This window comes from Anaerohalosphaera lusitana, from assembly GCF_002007645.1.
Lineage (GTDB): Bacteria > Planctomycetota > Phycisphaerae > Sedimentisphaerales > Anaerohalosphaeraceae > Anaerohalosphaera > Anaerohalosphaera lusitana.
Genome location: NZ_CP019791.1, coordinates 1,605,257 through 1,623,164 on the forward strand (window position 1 = coordinate 1,605,257; position 17,908 = coordinate 1,623,164).

The 17,908-nt window shown below is 44.4% G+C and carries 15 protein-coding genes; 13 read left to right on the forward strand and 2 right to left on the reverse strand.

Annotated features, from left to right (window positions below; translation table 11 throughout):
• Positions 1 to 17: 17 nt before the first annotated feature.
• Positions 18 to 1,415 (forward strand): hypothetical protein, encoded by a 1,398-nt coding sequence (locus STSP2_RS06640; protein ID WP_146661033.1) that lies wholly within the window; start codon positions 18 to 20, stop codon positions 1,413 to 1,415.
• Between the two features lie 139 nt (positions 1,416 to 1,554).
• On the opposite strand, the gene STSP2_RS06645 is transcribed toward STSP2_RS06640, so the two are convergent.
• Positions 1,555 to 2,013: a hypothetical protein gene (locus tag STSP2_RS06645; protein ID WP_146661035.1), complete on the reverse strand. Its 459-nt coding sequence runs from the start codon at positions 2,011 to 2,013 to the stop codon at positions 1,555 to 1,557.
• 402 nt (positions 2,014 to 2,415) lie between these two features.
• Between STSP2_RS06645 and STSP2_RS06650 the strand changes: the two genes are divergently transcribed.
• From STSP2_RS06650 to STSP2_RS06705, 12 genes are all read left to right on the forward strand, one after another.
• The gene (locus STSP2_RS06650) at positions 2,416 to 5,166 is read left to right on the forward strand and encodes a type I restriction endonuclease subunit R (protein ID WP_146661037.1); all 2,751 of its coding nucleotides are present in this window, start codon (positions 2,416 to 2,418) and stop codon (positions 5,164 to 5,166) included.
• An 82-nt stretch (positions 5,167 to 5,248) separates the two neighbouring features.
• Positions 5,249 to 5,563, forward strand: a complete 315-nt coding sequence (locus tag STSP2_RS06655; RefSeq protein WP_146661039.1) for a type II toxin-antitoxin system RelE/ParE family toxin — start codon at positions 5,249 to 5,251, stop codon at positions 5,561 to 5,563.
• Positions 5,564 to 5,566: 3 nt separating this feature from the next.
• Positions 5,567 to 6,679, forward strand: a complete 1,113-nt coding sequence (locus STSP2_RS06660; RefSeq protein WP_146661041.1) for a HigA family addiction module antitoxin — start codon at positions 5,567 to 5,569, stop codon at positions 6,677 to 6,679.
• Entirely contained in the window at positions 6,680 to 7,105 is a 426-nt protein-coding gene (locus tag STSP2_RS06665; RefSeq protein WP_146661043.1) for a hypothetical protein, read from the forward strand.
• 12 nt (positions 7,106 to 7,117) lie between these two features.
• Complete coding sequence (locus STSP2_RS06670; RefSeq protein ID WP_146661045.1) at positions 7,118 to 8,584, forward strand: restriction endonuclease subunit S; 1,467 nt, start codon at positions 7,118 to 7,120, stop codon at positions 8,582 to 8,584.
• A 2-nt stretch (positions 8,585 to 8,586) separates the two neighbouring features.
• On the forward strand, positions 8,587 to 11,082 hold the full coding sequence (locus STSP2_RS06675) for a DEAD/DEAH box helicase family protein (protein WP_146661047.1): 2,496 nt from the start codon (positions 8,587 to 8,589) through the stop codon (positions 11,080 to 11,082).
• A gap of 2 nt (positions 11,083 to 11,084) precedes the next feature.
• Entirely contained in the window at positions 11,085 to 12,554 is a 1,470-nt protein-coding gene (locus STSP2_RS06680) for a type I restriction-modification system subunit M (protein WP_146661049.1), read from the forward strand.
• A 39-nt stretch (positions 12,555 to 12,593) separates the two neighbouring features.
• Positions 12,594 to 13,919 carry a HEPN domain-containing protein gene (locus tag STSP2_RS06685; RefSeq protein WP_146661050.1) on the forward strand — a complete coding sequence of 442 codons (1,326 nt, stop codon included), beginning with the start codon at positions 12,594 to 12,596 and terminating at the stop codon, positions 13,917 to 13,919.
• Between the two features lie 22 nt (positions 13,920 to 13,941).
• Positions 13,942 to 14,502, forward strand: coding sequence for a hypothetical protein (locus STSP2_RS06690; protein WP_146661052.1), 561 nt, complete (start codon positions 13,942 to 13,944; stop codon positions 14,500 to 14,502).
• 19 nt (positions 14,503 to 14,521) lie between these two features.
• The gene (locus tag STSP2_RS06695; protein WP_146661054.1) at positions 14,522 to 15,715 is read left to right on the forward strand and encodes a hypothetical protein; all 1,194 of its coding nucleotides are present in this window, start codon (positions 14,522 to 14,524) and stop codon (positions 15,713 to 15,715) included.
• A gap of 3 nt (positions 15,716 to 15,718) precedes the next feature.
• Positions 15,719 to 16,177: a DUF6508 domain-containing protein gene (locus STSP2_RS06700; RefSeq protein ID WP_146661056.1), complete on the forward strand. Its 459-nt coding sequence runs from the start codon at positions 15,719 to 15,721 to the stop codon at positions 16,175 to 16,177.
• 74 nt (positions 16,178 to 16,251) lie between these two features.
• Positions 16,252 to 16,560 carry a DUF2958 domain-containing protein gene (locus STSP2_RS06705; protein ID WP_146661058.1) on the forward strand — a complete coding sequence of 103 codons (309 nt, stop codon included), beginning with the start codon at positions 16,252 to 16,254 and terminating at the stop codon, positions 16,558 to 16,560.
• A 189-nt stretch (positions 16,561 to 16,749) separates the two neighbouring features.
• Here STSP2_RS06705 and STSP2_RS06710 read toward each other — a convergent pair whose 3' ends face one another.
• Complete coding sequence (locus STSP2_RS06710) at positions 16,750 to 17,826, reverse strand: hypothetical protein (RefSeq protein WP_146661060.1); 1,077 nt, start codon at positions 17,824 to 17,826, stop codon at positions 16,750 to 16,752.
• Between the last annotated feature and the right edge of the window lie 82 nt (positions 17,827 to 17,908).

Here is a 17,908-nt window from a genome sequence, read left to right on the forward strand (position 1 = left end):
TTTGAGAGGAGCAAACGATGGTCAAAAAGGTTGTGCTCAATGTGATTGTGTACTTAGCTTTTCAGCCATTTGGGGGTTTTGCCAGAGGAGAATATCTCACTGACTACGTCTCAATTTTCAATCAGCAGGCGAAGCCGTCAAACTATGATAAAGGTGACAATGCTGCATCTGACTATGACAAAGCAATTGAGCTTTTTCATGAAGCAGGGATTAGTATAGAGAAGGAAGACATACGATGCTGGCCTAATGAGCTTAAGGAGCAAAAACAGAAAGAGATTGAGAAGTGGCTGCAGCAAAATGATTCAGCTATTGAGCATGTTTTGGCCGGAACTCAAAAGCCCTATTATTGGAAAAAGATGAAGTCGTCAAATGATTCCATCACGGGCATTTCGACATCAAACCTTGGGACGAAAGAAGATTTGATGCGATTGCTCTGCTACAGGGCTAAGCTCAAGGCGGTTCATGGAGATATTGCGGGTGCTGTTGAAGACTTGGCTGTTGTATGCAAGTTCGGCAAGCATATGACTGGACCTAAGACTGTCGTGGAGCAGATTGTTGGCGTTAGCTTTCAACGTCAAGCGGTAGAGACGGCTTTGATGGTACTCGACAGAGCGGAGGTGAAGGGTGAGGAGCTGGAAGTCTTCGACAGTTTGCTTCAGATATGTAAAGCAGATACCAATCTTGATTTCATGCCATTGAGATTGATTGCTGAGGAGTCTTTACAGTGGGCGTACATTTCCGATGGTAAATCAATGGCCTTTAGTGAGAAAGGGTTTCACAATAGACGTAGTAGGCTTAATTTGCATTTTCACAATTTGTTTTATAGGAACGGTATATTTCTGGGGGGATTCAGAAAAGGTCATGAGGCTGATATGAGTTATGCGATTGCGGAGAAGAGTATCATGCAGGGGATGGACGAGCTTGAACATATCTGCAGACTAGAGGCCTGGCAGCTCCATCAGCTTATGAACGATGACCTTAACGTCCTTGCTATTACACAACGGTCTCATCCGTTCTTGAATACAATCGCGTTAGTGGCTTTGAATCATGAGATTTGTGCATTCGAGCGATTTAAAGCTTATGTTGAAGGGCTTGAGGCAACGTTAGGAGTGTTGCGTTTTGCTGATGAAGAAGGACGGTTACCTGAAGGATTGGATGAACTTCAGCATGCAGGAATAATGGCTCTTTTGCCAATGGACCCTTTCAGTGGTGATGAGATAAAGTACAAGAAAGTTGGAGATTCTTTTACCATCTACAGTTATGGGTTGGATTTTGATGATGATGCTGGAAAACGATGGGTTGCGAACTACTTAAGGCCGTCCGATGATGGTGACCTCGTGATGTTCCCATCTCCGAGAAAAAAGCCAAAGGTCATGAATCCCTTATTTGACGTGAGATGGCCTAAAACTCAATGAGCGTGGAGTGCTACAAAGGTTTCAATCGCTTCTTGAATGTATTTCGCTGTAGTATAATGACCAACTACGAAGAAAGTCCCAACTGTGATGATTAGTGCTGTCAGTGCTAATTTACGATGCTTCTCTGTCTTGAGCATGTTCAATTTATACAAGCAAATTGCAAAAAGAAATAAGAACAGAAAAAACATTGGGATTGCCAAAATAGTATTTCGAAAAGTGGGTCAAGGAACAGCAAAGGCGTAACGAATGCCACGAAGGATGATGCGATGCCCACGAGAATATTGTTGCTGTCGACAACTGGTGTAATAAGTAAACCTGAAACAATAGCCATGCCCACGGTACAAAGATGGGCGTAGTAGACCGACCTCCAAAATGGGTTTTTAATTCCACATTTCAGACGAATAAACAATGGCAGAATTACGGCAGGGATAAACAGGTACATAGCAGGCTCAAAGTATTTTTCAGGTAATGTGATTGCATCGATGTATTCACCTACAATGAGGCTGATTAGGGCAATCATAAAGCAAGTTCCGCTGATAATCAGATTCAATTTTGGAGAAGGCAGCCATTTTTTGAGGGTATTTTGTTTTTGTTCCATGCTTATGACCTCCAATTATTTAGCATAGACAAATAGAGCTGGTACTCCCTCTTATGCTTTCGAAATAGGTTTTCAGAGCTTGAATAAGACATTAACATATTTCGCCACATCGGTCAATGAATACTCCTTTTGTCAGTTGTTCAAATCTGGACAAATCAAATCAGTCCTTGACAATCTGCAATTCCTGCATTAATATTGATGCCAATCAAAGGGTGGAACCGAGCTCTGGTTTTTCATCTCCCTCCTAAGCCCTCCTTAATTGAATCAATTGAAAGGAGCGGGTCTATGTGTGTTTCAAAGGCTTTATTTTCTGGCAATATTACCTATAGATTCTTGATTTGCAGGCCTTATTAGGCTATATTAGTGGCCGGTTATGTTGGTCTTTGGCGAGGTGGGAGTTTTATGACGCCGGAAGAATGGGCACGAAAACTTATTGATGAGCAGCTCAAGGCGGCTGGTTGGGTGATACAGGACCGCAATCAGCTCAATCTTGGGGCTGGTATCGGTGTGGCTGTTCGTGAGTTCCCCATGACTGCAGGGCCGGTTGACTATCTGCTGTTCGTGAACCGCAAAGCTGCCGGTGTTATTGAGGCTAAACCCGTGGGTGCTACGCTTGGCGGGGTTGATTGGCAGTCGGACAAGTACGCCAACGGTGTTCCAAGTCAGATTCAGTATTATCACAATCCCTTGCCGTATGTCTACGAAAGCACAGGCAAGGAGACGCTGTTTCGCAATCTGCTCGACCCTGACGCTCGAAGTAGAAACGTATTTTCCTTCTATCGTCCTGAGACAATCGCAGACGAAATCGAGCAAGCTGATTCGTTGCGAGCAAGGATGCAAAATTTTCCATCTCTTATAGAAGAGGGTCTTAGAGACTGTCAAGTCGAGGCGATTACCGAACTCGAAAAATCATTTGCTCAGGGAAGGCCCAGGGCGTTGATTCAGATGGCAACGGGTGCGGGCAAAAGTTTCACGGCGGTAACCTTCATCTATCGTTTAATCAAATTCGCCAAGGCGAAGCGTGTTCTGTTCCTTGTTGACCGCAACAATCTCGGCAGGCAGGCTTTGAAGGAATTCCAGCAGTACGTAACGCCTGACGATGGGCGTAAATTCACAGAGCTGTATGATGTTCAGCATCTCAAGTCCAATACCATCGACCCCATCAGCAAGGTCTGCATAACGACCATCCAGCGGCTTTATTCCATGCTTCGCGGTGATGCTGAAATCGAAACCGACCTCGAAGAGCAGTCCGCGTACAAGGTGCTCAGTCCAAAGGAATCACCTGAAGTCGTCTACAATCCTGACATTCCCATCGAGACGTTTGATTTCATCATTACCGATGAATGTCATCGCAGCATTTACAACCAGTGGCGTCAGGTGCTTGATTACTTTGACTCCTTCATCATCGGCCTTACCGCAACTCCGTCCAAGCAGACGCTGGGCTTTTTCAATCAGAATCTTGTCACGGAATACCCACACGAACGGGCTGTTGGTGACGGTGTGAACGTGGGCTATGAAGTCTATCGTATAAAGACACAGATTACAGACGGCGGAAGCAAAGTCGAGGCTGGCAGTTACATCGACAAACGCAACAAGCTCACCCGTGAGATGCGGTGGGAGGAGCTTGATGATGACCTTGAATACGAAAGCACTCAGCTCGACAGAGCGGTTGTATCTGAGGACCAGATAAGGACGGTCATAAAGACGTTCAGAGATAAGCTGTTTACCGAGATATTCCCCGGCAGGACAGATGTGCCCAAGACGCTTGTGTTCGCCAAGGATGATTCGCATGCTGAGGATATCGTCAGGATTATCCGTGAGGAGTTCGGCAAGGGCAACGATTTCGCCAAGAAAATAACCTACCGAACTACTGGCGAAAAGCCTGAGGACCTTATTGCGAGCTTCCGAAATTCGTACAATCCGCGAATCGCAGTTACTGTGGATATGATTTCGACGGGCACGGACATCAAGCCCTTGGAGTGTCTGCTGTTCATGCGTAGCATTCGTTCGCGTGTGTATTTTGAGCAGATGAAGGGCAGGGGGACAAGGACGATTACTCAGACCGACCTTAAGGCGGTAACGAGTGATGCGAAGGCCAAAACGCATTTTGTAATTGTCGATGCGGTCGGCGTATGCGAGCAGGACAAGACCGAATCGCGGCCATTAGAGCGGAAAAAGAGTGTTTCGTTTGAAAAGCTGCTAAACAAAATCGCTCTCGGTGCCAGGGACGAGGATACGATTACAACGCTTGCGGGCAGGCTTGCAAGGCTCAATCAGGAGCTGAGTAAGGCCGACAAGGAGGAAATATCACAGGTCTCCGAGGGCAAGTCTCTACCATCCCTCATAAACGGGCTGCTCGATGCGGTGGACCCTGACAAAGCCATTGAAGAAGCTAAAGCGGTAAACGACACAGCAGAGCCTACTAACGAGCAGATTGAACAAGCCGCTGAGAATCTTGCAAATACGGCATGTGAGCCGTTCGACAATCCTGACCTGCGTAATACGCTTGTAGATGTTAAAAAGAGAAATGAGCAGTACATCGATACAATCAGTCAGGATGCTATAATTTCTGCTGGTTTCGATGAGGCTGCGAAGGAACGGGCCAAGGGTGTTGTCGATACGTTCAAACAGTTCATCGAGGACAACAAGGACGAAATCACGGCCCTGCAGATAATCTACAACATGCCCTACAGCAAGCGGCACGTGACCTATGAGCAGATTGAGGAGCTGGTCAGGGCCATTGAAAAGCCGCCGTACGGTCTGAGTACCGATGTGGTCTGGATGGCCTATAAGCAGCTCGAAGAATCAAGGGTGAAAAATGCTTCGCCACAGAAGCTGCTTGCTGATACAATCTGCCTGATTCGGTTCGCCCTGGGCAAGGCGGATGTGCTGGAACCGTGGTCGGATGTCGAGCAGAGCAGATTCGAGAGGTGGCTTGGTGAGCAGAAGGAGCTTGGCAGGCAATTTACGCCTGAGCAGATGGAATGGCTGACGCTGATAAAGGACCATGTGACCGCAAGTCTTGCCATCGAGCCTGACGATTTCCAGTACGCTCCGTTCAACGAAAGAGGCGGCCTGATGCGGGCGTACAACCTGTTCGGGGACGACCTGAACAAGATTATTCAGGAATTGAACGAAGTTCTTGCGGCATAAAATGCTTGACATGTTTCACATTTCTTGTAAAATCATCAAAACACTTCGCCGATAAAGACGTAGATTCTAAAGGAAAAACACCTTGGAATGGGATTTCAAGGATAAAAACCTCATAAAGCTCTACACCACGGGTAAGTCCCCGAAGCACAGAGGGTTGCCAAAAAATGTGGTCGTGAATTTCGTTGCAAGAGTAAACGAGATAGATGCGGCGGTAGATATCTATGACCTTTGGAAAAAACCTGCACTAAAGTTTGAGAAGCTCAAGGGCAAAAAGGATTATTGCTCGGTTCGGGTAACAGGGAAGTGGCGATTGGAGTTTAAGGTGGATTGGGAAGATGAGGAGCACACGAGAGGCTTCTGCTGGATAACCGCTCTTTCCAATCACTACGGAGACTAAACCATGGCGGTAAAATACAAACCATTTATAAACATAGGGCCAGGCTTTTACATCGAGGAAGAGCTTGAGACTCGCGGCTGGACCAAGCAGGATTTGGCGACGATACTCGGTTTGAGTTCCACTCATGTCAGCGAGCTAATCCACGGCAAGAGGGCCGTCAGTCTCGAAACCGCAAAGCTGTTGAGCAAAGCCTTTGGGCAGTCTCCTCAGTACTGGCTGAATCTCTACACCAACTACAAGCTGCGAGAAGAAAAGACCAGCAAAGCGGAAAATGAGACTGAGATAAAGGCCAACATCCTTTCTCATATGCCTATAGCCGATATGGTCAAGAAGGGGTGGCTGCCGAAATGGAACGGCAAACTTTCCAGGCTTGTTGAGAATGTCGAACAGTTCTGGGGCAGACAAGGCCTTGACTTTGCTTTCATGGACAAGTGTGCAGCACCTGCGTTTCGCAAGTCTGATGCTTTTGAAAAATACAACAGGTATTATGCCTTGACGTGGCATCACATGGCAAGAAAATGTGCTGCACAGTACAAGGTTGAAAAGTATGACAGCAAAAAGCTTACAGCCATTGCAAACGAGCTGGCTGAATACAGCTATGCCGAAAATGGTATCGAGTGCCTGATTCAAGACCTTGCTTATGCGGGCGTAAAGTTCTTTATCCTGCCGCATCTTGAGAAGACATATACTGACGGTTCCGCATTCTGGGATGGCGACAACCCTGTAATCGTCTGGACCGGCAGATTCAAGCGGGAAGATAACTTCTGGTTTACTGTTGCCCATGAGATTGCACACATTCTTTTTCATCTCAGAAGCAAAAAAGCTGTGTTCATAGACAGTGAAAACATGGACATCACTGAGCAGGAAGATGAAGCGAATCTGTTCGCTCAGAAAGCCTATAAGTACGATGAAATAGTCAGCTTTCTCGGTGGCCATAAAATCACAGTTTTCATGGTTCGCAAGTGTTCCGAGGAACTGAAAATATCTCCTTCCCTTATTGTCGGCCAGCTCCGCCATCACCAGATACTTAAGCATTATCAGTTGCGTAATCTTGTCAATAGTGACGTCCTCGAAAGCATACCTGATGAATTTTTTGCTGATGTAAGGGCGGCGTAAATGGTGGGTGCGGTGATTGGAATTGTCTGGGATGGTTGCAAGATGACGGGGGGCTGGTTATCTGGCTTGTGCCGTTCTCCACTAAAGCTTGAAATTGAGTATTTTGCCTATGAAGATGTGAGGGACGATGTTGTTGTCCGCTCTTGCGAAAATCAGGAACGGTATCGTGTCGATGTTTCGATGACAAATCGAGCCCAATTCGATGTATACTTGAAAAGTGCGAGGCTGCTTATAAACAAGGATATTAGACCGCAATTTGCTGAGCACTTGAAAGGAGTGAATCTTAAATCCGGTGAAATGAAAGAGCACTCGCTGATATTTACGTTAGATGGTATTGAGCCTGTGTCGGTTGGCGACTACGTGCTGTATGTTGTACCGACAGTTGGCAGAACTGCGAAGACTAAGGGACATTTCCCTGTGAAATAAGGGTGTAAAAGTTTGGGAAAGCAAAAGCAGAGCAAAGGATTGCCAAAGGGATGGGTGTACGCAACTATTCCCAACATAGTAGCCAATGGTGGTGTTTTCAGTGATGGCGATTGGGTGGAGTCAAAAGACCAAGACCCCGATGGAGATGTTAGACTGATTCAGCTGGCAGATGTTGGTGATGGTTGCTTTAAGAATAAGTCATCAAGATTTCTGACTGAGCAAAAATTCAAAAAACTTAACTGTACTCAAATCTTACCTGGCGATGTACTGATTGCACGAATGCCAGACCCACTCGGTCGGGCATGCATTTTTCCGGGTGATAAAAAGAAAAGCGTGACCGTTGTTGATGTTTGTATTGTAAGAACAAGCCAAAACGGACCAGAGCATAGATGGCTGGTGCACACGATTAACGCACCACAATTCCGAAGGGATGTCGCTTTATACCAAAGTGGTTCAACAAGGAAACGTATTTCGCGAAAGAATTTGGCCAAAGTTCAGTTTCCTCTTCCGCCGTTGGGGGAGCAGGGGCGGATTGTTGGTAAGATTGAGGAGTTGTTCAGTGATTTGGATGCGGGGGTTGCGGCTCTTGAGAAGGTTCGCGGGGAGTTAAAGCGGTATCGCCAGTCCGTGCTTAAGCATGCCTTTGAGGGTAAGCTTACGGCCAAGTGGCGGGAGGAGAACAAAGACAGGATTGAGCCTGCGGACAAGCTGCTCGAACGCATCGCAAATGAGCGAGAGAAAAACGCAAAGGGCAAAAAGCGAGAGAAACTGCCGCCGTTGGATACGTCAAAGCTGCCCGAACTGCCGGAGGGGTGGGTTTGGAGTCGAGGAGATGATGTTTTTTATTTCATAACCAGTGGTTCACGCGGCTGGGCAAAATACTACTCCGAAACTGGCAAGCTGTTCTTGCGAATGGGCAACCTCGACCATGACAGCATTTCGCTAGATTTGTCGGATATTCAGCTTGTTCAGCCACCAAGTGGTGCGGAAGGTATAAGGACAAGAGTTCAACCTGATGACATACTAATTTCCGTGACGGCTGATGTTGGAATGACTGCGTTGGTGCCAAAAAGTATTTCGGAAGCCTATGTTAACCAGCATGTTGCTTTAGCCCGTTCAGTTGATTCAATCGAGAAACGTTTCCTTGCATGGTTCATTGCCTCAAGTGATGGGGGACAGAGGCAATTTGCTCTACTCAGGCGAGGGGCTACAAAAGCAGGCCTTGGCTTGGACGATATCAAAACAATTGGGATTCCATTAGCATCTTTGGCTGAGCAAGGGCAGATAGTTGCAGAGATTGAGAAGCATTTCAGCATAGCGGACAAGGCGGAGCAGATGGTGGAGGATGCATTGAAGCAGTCCGGCCGACTACGGCAGAGCATCCTGAAAAAAGCCTTCGAGGGCAAACTGGTCCCCCAAGACCCAAACGACGAACCAGCAGAGAAACTTTTAGAAAGAATCAGGAAGGAGAAACAATAGTTATGAGTTTAAGAAATCTGAAACTTAATATACCAAAAGGAGGGAAACCAGTTGACCCTTTGGAAATATTTAATAATCTGACTTTAAGAGGAAATATTGAGAATATATGGGGACCGCAAAAAGATGCACTCCAAGATTGGCACAAAAATAGAGAACTCAATGATAATATTATTAAAATGAATACCGGCGGTGGCAAAACTCTTGTAGGGCTATTAATAGCACAATCTTTAGTAAATGAATCTAAACATGTTCTTTATGTTTGTCCAAATAATCAACTTGTTGAACAAACAAAAACAAAGGCTGATGAATGTAGCATTAGTTATTCTGCGAGATATAAATCCGAATGGGAAAATGAGCGAAAGTTTGATTCAGCAGAAACCTTTTGTATCACAAATTATGCTTCAGTTTTCAATGGAAAAGGTATCTTCCATAGGAGAGAAGTTGATGCAATAATATTTGACGATGCTCATGTTGCTGAAAATACAATTCGTTCACAGTTTACGCTGAATATCGCAAACAATAATCCATTGTTTTTAAAAACAGTAAAATTATTTCGCAGTTATTTTTCAAATACAAGTATGGGCTCAATGTTTGAAGATGCTGTAAGCGGTGCTTGGGAAAGGATAATATTTGTCCCAATGTTTATTGTTAAAGATTATGCAAAACAATTACGGGCTATATATATTGAAGGAGGAATTGATACCGATGAAACAACCTTGTTTCCGTGGGAATATCTAAAGGATAATTTGAGCCAATGTTGTTTTTTTGTTTCAGGAAGAGGTATAGAAATCACTCCTCCAGTAATTCCTTTTCATAGGATAAGTTTTTTTGATGAGTCTACCAGGAGGATTTACCTAACCGCTACTATGCCCACGCAAACTGCTTTTGCCAGAACTTTCGGAAAAGAGAATGTAAATATTATCAGCCCCAGTGGCAAGTCAGGGGATGCTCAAAGGCTATTCGTGTTTTTAAGAGGTGAAGATGATAAGCAACACCAAGATGACGCTTTGAATTTAATTGGTGAGAAAAAATCATGTGTCATATCCCCTTCTTCCAAAAAAGCACAAGAATGGAAGGATAAGGGTTCTATCTTTACCCGAAAAGACGGTCATACAAGAATACAAAAATTTGCGGACTCCAAAGAGTCTGAAATGTTGATTTTGGTTGCGAGGTATGATGGAATTGACCTGCCTGGAAAGTCGTGCCAGATTCTTATTTTGGACCGCCTGCCAATGGGAGAGTCATTATATGATGCGTTCATTGATAAAAGCATCCAAATAGACACAATTAGAGCTTCTCAGACGGCAACTAGATTGGTCCAGGCAATCGGTAGAATATTTCGTAGCAATACCGACCACGGTGTTGTTATGCTACGAGGAGGGGACATCCAAAGATGGGTACTATCGCCTAATAATAGCAGGTTTCTCCCTGCCTTATTACAAAAACAGATACAACTAAGTAAATACTTGATTGATGAGGTCAATGACGAGAAAGTTAGTTATGAAGAATTGATTGGAAAAATAATTGATGGTGATAAGGAATGGGATGAGTTCTACAAGTCATATATTGAACAATTTGATATCAATGAGTCTGGGGAGAGCAACTTACAATATTTAGCTTTGTTAATAAAAGAAAGGGTTGCATTTCAATATCTATGGGAAGGGCGATATAATGATGCAGGCAAGAACTATATATCTTTAGCTGAACAAGCAGATGAAATTGACAAGAGATTAGGGGCATGGTATTTACATTGGGCAGGGCTCGCGTCTCAATTATCAGGTGATACAAAAGAGGCGATTTCAAATTATCTTTCAGCTAGCAATGAAAGAATTGAGCTTGGCAGACCAAAGATTGATATGGATTCTTTCTCGTTTAAGCCTGATGTGCGACCAAAATTTCAGGCACTTAGACTTGCCAAACTTTACGAAAATAAAAAAAATAAAATGCACAAACTTTTAGAAGCAATCGAATCCAATTTTGATTATGGTGACGAAACAAATAAAACGGAAGAAGCAGTTGAGGTCCTTGGGAAATTGTTGGGTTTAGAATCATTTCGACCGGACAAAGCTCAGCATACAGGTCCCGATGTTTTATGGATTGCAGAAGAGATTCATCAATTAGCGTCATTCGAATTAAAAACAGATAAAAAATCTGATGGGTCTTATTCAAAGGACAATGTTAAAGATTGTAATGACCATCATATTTGGCTTGAGAAGAAATATAATGATTACATTTATATTGAAGCATTGGTAGGTAGAACTTTGAAGGTTGATGATATAGCTAATCCCTCGGAGAAACTATTAATTATTGAATTAGAACAGTTTAGAGATTTATACAATCGAACTGTAAGTCTATACAGAAATATTGAATCTTCTGGTGCAGGTGACCTTGAAGTGAAATTTGAACGCTGGCTTAGACATTATGGACTGATTATGCCGCAGTGCGTAAGTGCCCTCAAGAGTAGTAAAGCTATAGATATGAAGACTATGGAAGATTAAAGATGGCAGACAATTCACAACAGATAGTGCAGAGGCTTTGGAACTATTGTACGGTTCTTCGCGATGATGGGATGAGTTACGGCGATTATGTCGAGCAGTTGACGTATCTGCTGTTTCTCAAGATGGCTGATGAGCAGACCAGGCCTCCTTTCAGTCAGAAGGCGATTGTGCCCGCAAAGTGGGATTGGTCGAGCCTTGTTAGCAGGGATGGTGATGAGCTTGAGACGCATTACAGGCATCTGCTGGAGAATCTTGCGAAGGAAAGCGGCATGCTTGGCGTTATCTTCCGCAAGAGCCAGAACAAGATACAGGACCCTGCGAAGCTTAACCGCCTGATTAGCCTTATCAACGATGAGACGTGGATGGGGCTCAGTTCGGACGTCAAGGGCGATATATATGAGGGGCTGCTTGAGAAGAACGCTCAGGATGTCAAGGGCGGTGCGGGGCAGTACTTTACGCCGAGGCCTTTGATTGCGGCGATGGTGGAGGTTATGCGGCCGGAGCCTGGGGTGACGATATGCGACCCTGCGTGCGGTACGGGCGGATTCTTTATTGCGGCTCACAGCTACCTGGCGGACCCGAAGCGATTCAAGCTGGATAAGAAGCAGAAGAGAAAGCTGCGGTACGAGACTTTTGCGGGGTGGGAGATTGTGGACAGTGCGGCGAGGCTGTGCGTGATGAATCTGATGCTGCACGGGATTGACGGCGGTGAGGAAAGTCCGGTGCGGGTGGGCGACAGTCTGGCGTCGGACCCTGGCGAGAGGTTTAATATGGTGCTGACGAATCCGCCGTTCGGCAAGAAGAGCAGTATTACCGTGACGAATGACGGGGGCAAGTCGAGTAAGGATTCGCTGACGTATGAGCGGGAGGATTTCTGGGCGACGACTTCGAATAAGCAGCTGAATTTTCTGCAGCATATCAAGACGCTGCTGAAGATGAACGGAAGTGCGGCTGTGGTGCTGCCTGATAATGTTCTGTTCGAGGGAGGGGCTGGTGAGACGATTCGGCGGAAGCTGCTGCAGACGTGTGATGTGCATACGCTGTTGAGGCTGCCGACGGGTGTGTTTTACGCTCAGGGGGTGAAGGCGAATGTGCTGTTCTTTGACCGCAAGCCCGCGAGTGAGAAGGCGTGGACGGAGAAGCTGTGGATTTACGATTTGCGGACGAATATGCATTTTACGCTGAAGACGAATCCGCTTGGCGAGGCTGATTTGACGGATTTTGTGAAATGCTATAATCCTGCGAACAGACACGACAGGAAGGAGACGGAGCGGTTCAAGGCTTTCGATTATGATGAGCTGATGAGCAGGGACAAGGCAAGTCTGGACATTTTCTGGCTACGGGATGAAAGCCTTGAGGACACTGAGACGCTGCCTGAGCCTGAGCTGATTGCAGAGGAAATAGTGGAGAATCTGCAGTCTGCGTTGGCGTTGTTCGGGAGCATCTCGGATGAACTGGGGGATGAAGAATAGCGTGAGTCCAGTTGTAACGAACTAGATGAGAGGTGTCAAATGTGTGATGTAGTTGCATTGCTAAAAAATCAAAAGCTTAAAAAGCAGGTGGTAGCTACAATGCAATCTGTGTATTCGTATGCAGGTACTATCCATGATAATTATGACAAAGATTGGTGGGAGGCGTGGCAAGATGCTGAGATTTATGGCGAGGCTGATAAGATTGACCATGCCTTTGAAAAATATGTTTTCAGTAAGATGAGGAGTCCCTACAACATTAGTCCACGTGAAATTAGGGATGTATTCGAGGAACTGTGGATGGGAAGTCCAGACCTAGAGACTATAGATTTTGAAACTATGTACGAAATCTTTGTTAGCAGGATAGGACATGGTGAGCTAAGCTGGCGTAGGTCTGACCCTTTCATGATTTATTCGTTTGAAGCTGATGATAAGGACGAATTCATTGACGGGTTTTTATATGGCTCACTGTATGCTAGAGTCAAGAAAGGTGAAGATGTTAAGCTTGACTTAAATGCCCTCAGAAATAGCAAGGAAGTACTGTGGTCTAAAAACTGGATGCAAATTACTCTTGAAGGTGTAAACTATGTTCCAGACGAACGCAAAACTTATGGTCACCTCTTAGCTGTATTGGAAGGGACTATGAGTGCTCTTACATGCCAACAATTGAAGCAAGACTTGAGTCCAGTTTTGCAGAGTATTGCGAAGTCTGCCGCTTTGGTCATGCCAGACAGCAATTCAGTTCCTCAAGAATCTGATAGTCAGTCTAATTCTTCCGACCTCGAAGCATTTCTTCGGGAACTCATATCTCCTTCATCTACCTTTCCCCAATTAAAAATTAATCTAAAGTTGATTGTTTCTGAAGCAATGGAAGCATACTTTGCTCCAAAACCAAAAAAAGATTCCTTTGAAAAACGATTGTTCAATGCCATTAGTCTGTTAAGCCAAGCTGATTTTCAGCAAAACCCTGCAGTTGGATTGGCTTTGGCAATCACATCGATTGAAGCTCTTTTAGGCGAAAATACGGGGGAACTGAGCGAAAAACTTTCACTGGATGTTGCGGCTCTCTTGGAACCAAGCGTAGAAAAGAGAAATGCTGCTGCTAAGTTCGTAAAAAGGCTGTATAATTCTCGTTCACGCGTACTTCATGGCGAAGACTCTGTGGGACAAAAGCATTTATATGAAGAAGCTCGTCTTTTGTCTTCATCAATTCTTTTATCAATAATTTCACGTCAAAGTTTTCTGAGACGCATGGGGATTCCAACTAAAAAGCCTAAAGAGTTTCTTAGTGAGTTACGTGAAAATCGCTTTGAGTCAAATCTGCCCATGGGCGTCCCTGAACTTAATGTTCGCTCCCTCTGGCAGTAGTATATTAAAGTGAAGGAGAAAAATGCAGCCACTTTTTACAGTTCATGCTGGTGAGTATCTTGTGGGTTCTTACATTGAGAAACACTTCAAGAAGTACAATGTGTGGGTGCCCTCGAAGGACACGGGGATAGACTTGCTGGTGACCGATTCCAAGAACAGAATGACTGCTACTATCCAGGTTAAGTACTCGAAGGATTACACGACGACTCACATGAAGCCTGGCCATAACAATGGGTTCAGGTCTTGGGGTTGGTGGACGCTCAATCCATCAAAGATACGCAGTTCAAAGGCTGATTTATGGGTTTTCGTGATGCAGAGCTTTGCACACAAGAGCATTGAGTGTGTTGTTATCCCTCCCAAGGAATTGATGTCTGTCCTGAAAAAAGTTCACGGCCATGGGAAGAAGAAATATCAGTCATACATGTGGGTCAGAAACGATGATACCTGCTGGGAAACTAGGGGCCTGATTAGAGCCGAGAAGTATTCATTAGCTCATGTTGACCATGAGGACGAGAACAGAAATTTGACGGATTATCTGAATAATTGGAAGCCTTTAAAACAAAAGCTAGCAAGAAGCTCATGACTTGTGACGGTGCTTGAGAATGAGAAAGTACAACCCATACCGAAACATTTTCTACTATTATCGTGGACCTTCTTTCAGGAAGAAGGATGGTCAATGGGATAAGCAGCTTGAAGACAATATAACGAAAGCTCTTGTCAATACGCTTGAGAACAGCGACAGAGGGCTTTTGAAGAGGTTAATGAAAAGGCTGGGTATCAAGCCCAAGAGCTATGATCCAGTCCTTTATGATTTGCAGATTACGGAGGAGAACAGCAGGCCTGATGCTTTGATAAAGGTGGGCAGCACAAAAATCTACATCGAGAGCAAAGTGGACTGCCCCTTGGAAGATGAGCAAATTCTCAATCATTTGCAAGCGGATCCGGATAGCTATCTTGTCTGCATCACTCCGAGGAATCGTGATGCTGCGATTCTTGATAGACTCAAAGATAAGAGGTTTCACTTTATCACATGGAAAGAAGTGTACCTTCTGTTCAGACCCTTTGCTGACAAAGACAATGATGCAAGGACGGCATTCATTCTGCAAGAGTTCTTAGATTTTTTGGAGGCGACTAATATGGCTCCATTCAGTGGATGGAAGAAATCTCACTTCGAAGCTTTTCTCAACATCGAGGATGACCCTAAGAGGGAGCTTAGGCTGAAGGTCAAGGACAACATGCAGAGCTACCTCGAAGAACTTAAGCAGCGTTTGGGGACTAGCGGGATGTATGGGGAATTAGACGTGAACGTGGGAAATATTAGGCAGGACTCAGTGCATTGTTGGGGTATACTATGCCCACCTCCTCTGAGTAGAAAGATAGATGTTTCGCATTTTCGCTTTGCAATAGATGCTGATGCTTTTTCAGTCGGCGTGCTGATAGGTGGTAAGAAGCCTGTTGACAGATTTAAGCAACATACCGAGCTTTCATCTGATGAGCTCCAGAGTATCCTCGGGAAGATGGATGGATTTCATTTAACACTGCTGGAAAGAGTTCAGATTCGGCCTCGAAGATTTAAAGGCAAGGAAGTTGCTCATATACTGCTTGGTGAAAATATTTGCAAGTATGACATCGACTATTTGAACAATAAGTTCTCTCAGTACAATCTGCTTGAGATACGTTGCCAAAAACTTTTCAAGCGTGACGATGCTGCTCTCGGAAGTGACCACTTTCTTGATGACAGCATAGAGCTGATGAAGAAATTAGAGCCTTACTACAGATTCGCCTGGGGTGAATGATTTATGAGCGATAATAGGCAACAGAATGATTCTACTAATTGGCCTGTTCCTTCAGTCGAGGATGTCGAGTTACTGCTTTCTTTCAAGGATAGGTTCAAAAATGAAAGGACTTCCTTTCAGGTGTGTCATGTTGAGCTGCCTGATGATGCGTATCGAAAGCAGATTTATGAGATTCATCCAGCAACTAATGATTTTTTCCGTGCCGTTCACAAGGGCAGTTGGGTAGTTCCTGGTTTTGATTATCATCCTTGGCATGATGAACATTGCAACGAATACCGAGACGCCAAATGGATTTCCACGCTTTCGCTGAAAGAGATTCAGATGTGGCTAACCTATTTCTCAAGGGAACTAAGATGGTCGGCCTTCTGTATCGAAGATTCCATATCGCGTGATATTCGGTCGGGGGTTTTGCCTGCTTTACTGAGAAGTCTTTCTAAGGTTCGCAGCCAAGCAGTTTCCTGAGTTCCTCATTTCCCAGATTAATCAAAATTCAGTTTCTATTAGATAGAAAGAAATTTATCTTTTAGGAGCTGACAATGGAACTTTTACCAAAAGAAATCGCCTCAAAACTCCCAGAGCTTTATTCACAAGAGGGTTTTGACGACCCAATTTGCAGCCTCAAGTATTTTACGCCGGATTCTGCATGGACATGGTTCGTCATTGAAGGGGAAGAGCAGGAGGATGGCGATTTTCTCTTTTTTGGAAAGGTAGTTTCACAATTATGCCCTGAAGGAGAGTTAGGCTATTTCACCCTGAGCCAACTCAGAAAAATACGTGGTCCTCTTGGGTTGCCGATAGAGCGTGATTTACATTTCGAAGCAAAGCCTCTGAGCAGATGCAAGTAGGGCGAAAGCAGCTCATTGGAGGGGGCCATTGTGTCACATTGGTCAAGATTGGATGTTTTATGTTCTAGCTTATTTTTAAGGTTGTACACAGGTTCACATTTACAAGCCTAGTTCGGCGTATGTGCAAGACTGGGTTACTCTAAAACTGTAGGGTCGCTTTGATGCTATGCTCCGCTAATCTCGCCTTACTCAGCGAGGTTTTTTTTGGGAGGGTTTTGTAATTCCAGATATTTTTGTGTAATTTGCAAACTCAGAGGGGTTGTTTTCAATAAGCTTTATTGCTTCATCCATGATATAAAACTTGTCAACTTTTCTCCGATTCCTCGTGACATTTACTCCATCCGTTTTGAGCAAAGGATATTCAAAATGCTGGTTAAATTCGTCCTCTGTTATTACCCTAAATTTATTTTCAACCCAATAGACCTTCGAACTGGGGTATAGTTTTTTCGTTTCTCTTTCATACTCTCTTCTTCTTTCATCGGTCCAATACTCGCGGGCTTCTTTTAATTTACTCTCAATCCACTCGTCATCACCTTCAACAACCATCCCAATCGCAAACAGTTCTTCCTTAAGTTCCTCCTTTGTCATCAGTTGTGTGTTATTGGCATGCGAATTGACCTGTTTGCAGATGTGTTCTAATATGAGCGGTTTGTGTTTTGCCCAATTAAAAACCGTAAAAATATGGCTTTCCCAATGACAAAAGTTAAAGAATGGTCTGGGAATATCAAACACCGGTTCAATGGTCTCATCTTCCCCTGTAGTCTCTCTTGCAGATAAGATGTCCCACCAATTATAGATTGCTTGTAACTCATAATCATTGGAATAAACATCGTAGTGAAGGTCTTTTATGCTAATAGGCTCTTCACCTTCTTCTGTAGTGAGAGGGTTCCATTCATTATAGAAATTCGAAAGCTTTTCAATGATGTCAGCATCGTTTTCATAGAGGTGTATCCACGTAATTTTGTAGTCGCCAGTTTTTTCTACCTGTAAATTATGTTGGGCTATAGGTGTTCGTTCTGAGGCCACTGTCCCAACATATTTCTCAAATAATGATGCTGCATTAGCTAGGGCTTTTTCCCGGTTTTTGTGTGTGCCAAAGCACTTTTTCCTAACAGTTTTGCCCTTTCTGGTTTTGCGAAGGACATATCCACCTCTGCCACCAGAATACGATTGTTCAAAGGCGACATGGACTCTATTTCCCTTGTCATCTTTAGCGTCTAATAATCTACCATTATGGTAGGTTGGGGTTTTGGGTTTTCCAGCCACAATAATTCACCTTTACCTTGGAATTTCTCGAAAACACACAATTCATTTTGCCAAAATACATGCCTATTATACACAATTTTAA